The organism is Rhodococcus sp. NPDC059969 (assembly GCF_042738325.1).
In the GTDB taxonomy this organism is placed as follows: domain Bacteria; phylum Actinomycetota; class Actinomycetes; order Mycobacteriales; family Mycobacteriaceae; genus Rhodococcus_F.
Genome location: NZ_JBHWUF010000036.1, coordinates 1 through 1,614, shown reverse-complemented (window position 1 = coordinate 1,614; position 1,614 = coordinate 1). Strand labels below are relative to the sequence as shown.

The 1,614-nt window shown below is 73.5% G+C and carries 2 protein-coding genes; both read left to right on the top strand.

Annotation, left to right across the window (positions count from 1 at the left end; genetic code table 11):
- A partial coding sequence (locus ACFWAD_RS29870; protein WP_378550461.1) for a hypothetical protein occupies window positions 1-384 on the top strand: 384 nt, incomplete at its 5' end.
- On the top strand, window positions 381-1,526 hold the full coding sequence (gene dnaN, locus ACFWAD_RS29865; protein ID WP_378550458.1) for a DNA polymerase III subunit beta: 1,146 nt from the start codon (window positions 381-383) through the stop codon (window positions 1,524-1,526). The genes ACFWAD_RS29870 and dnaN, both read left to right, overlap by 4 nt.
- Window positions 1,527-1,614: the final 88 nt, after the last annotated feature.

The following is a 1,614-nucleotide window of genomic DNA, read 5'->3' as shown; positions in this document are numbered from 1 at the left end:
GGCCATCACCGGCACGGAGCTGGAGATGGCGGCATGAGCGACTACCTGCGCCCGTGGCGCTGGGACCGCGAGGACAAGACCGCCAACCGCCAGGCCCTCGAAGTCCACCGCTACGGCCACGTCATCCGCTGCGACCACCGCGGGCTCCTCATCGACGGCGAGCGGATCGACACCGTCCCGGTGTACGAGCCGGTCCCGCGCCCCAAGGGCGAGCCGGAGCCCGTCCCCTTCGAGCTCGGAGACGACGGCCGGCTGTTCTACCGGGGCCAGCTCAAGGCCGTCCTGGCCCCGCCCGCGCCCGGCACGTACGGGCCCGGCCCGATCGACCTCCACCCCACGCCCTCCCCGCGTCCGCAGTCCTCTGGAAGGAGCACCGCCGCATGAAGCTCACCCTCACCACCGAGACCCTGACCGACGCCCTGCGCCTGGTCGGCCGCCGCATCCCCGCCCGGCCCACCGAGCCGATCGCGGCCGGGCTCCAGCTGACCGCCGACGGACAGCAGCTCCACCTCACCGCCTCCGGCGACCCGACGATCGGGGTGCGCACCACAGTCCCGGCGGCCGTGCACCTGGCCGGCACCGCCGTCCTGCCCGGCCGGATGCTCACCGCCATCGCCCGCACCCTCCCGCCCAAGGCCCCGCTCGACATCACCGTCGACACCGGCATGGCGAACTTCGCCTTCGGCGCGAGCAGCGTCTCCGTCCCGCTCCTGGACGCCGATTACCCGGCGATGCCCGAGCTGCCCAGGACTGTCGGGACGGTCAGCGGCCGGGACTTCGCGGCGGCCGTCAACCAGGTCGCCGTGACCGTCGGGACCGACGACACGCTGCCCATGCTCTGCGGCATCCGCGTCGAACTGGCCGGCCACGAGCTGCGGCTGTCCTCCACCGACCGGCACCGCGCCTCCTTCCGGTCCATCCCGATCGAGCGGACCGCCCGCCGGGCCCCCTCCTCGCTCTGCCTCGTCCCCGGCAAGGCACTGCGCGCCACGGCCGCCGACCTCCGGCACGCCGAGACCGTGACCATCGGCCTGCCCGCCGCGGAGGGGCAGCGGTTTTCCGTTTCGACGCCTGGCATGACCGTCGCCCACACGCCGCTGGAGGCCACCCACTACCCGGACCTCGGCAAGCTCACCCCCAAGTCCTTCGCGACCGCCGCGGTGCTGGACCGCATGGCACTGGTCGAAGTGGTGCGCCGCGCCGTCGCCGTGGCGGGCGACTACGTCCCGGTCTGCCTCACGATCCAGCCCGGCGCTCCCGTCGTCATCGCGGGCGGATCCCGCTACGAGGCGCGGACCCGGGACGAGCTGGACGCCCGCTCCGTCAAGGGTGAGCCGATTCGACTGGCCCTCAGCCCGACGTACCTGCTCGGCGGCCTGCGGGCCCTCAAGTCCCGCACGGTGCAGCTGAGTCTGACCCGGCCCGACCGGCCGGTGCTCCTCCACACGCCCGACTCCGACCGGGGCGCCCTGCGCTACCTGGTGATGCCGGTGCGCCAGCACTCGGACGCGCCGACGCCCAACTGAACGGCCCTGTAGGCCCGGTCACCCCACCTGGTGGCCGGGCCCGCCCCGTTGAGAACAGCTGTGACGAATTTTGCAAGGAGTGGTGTCT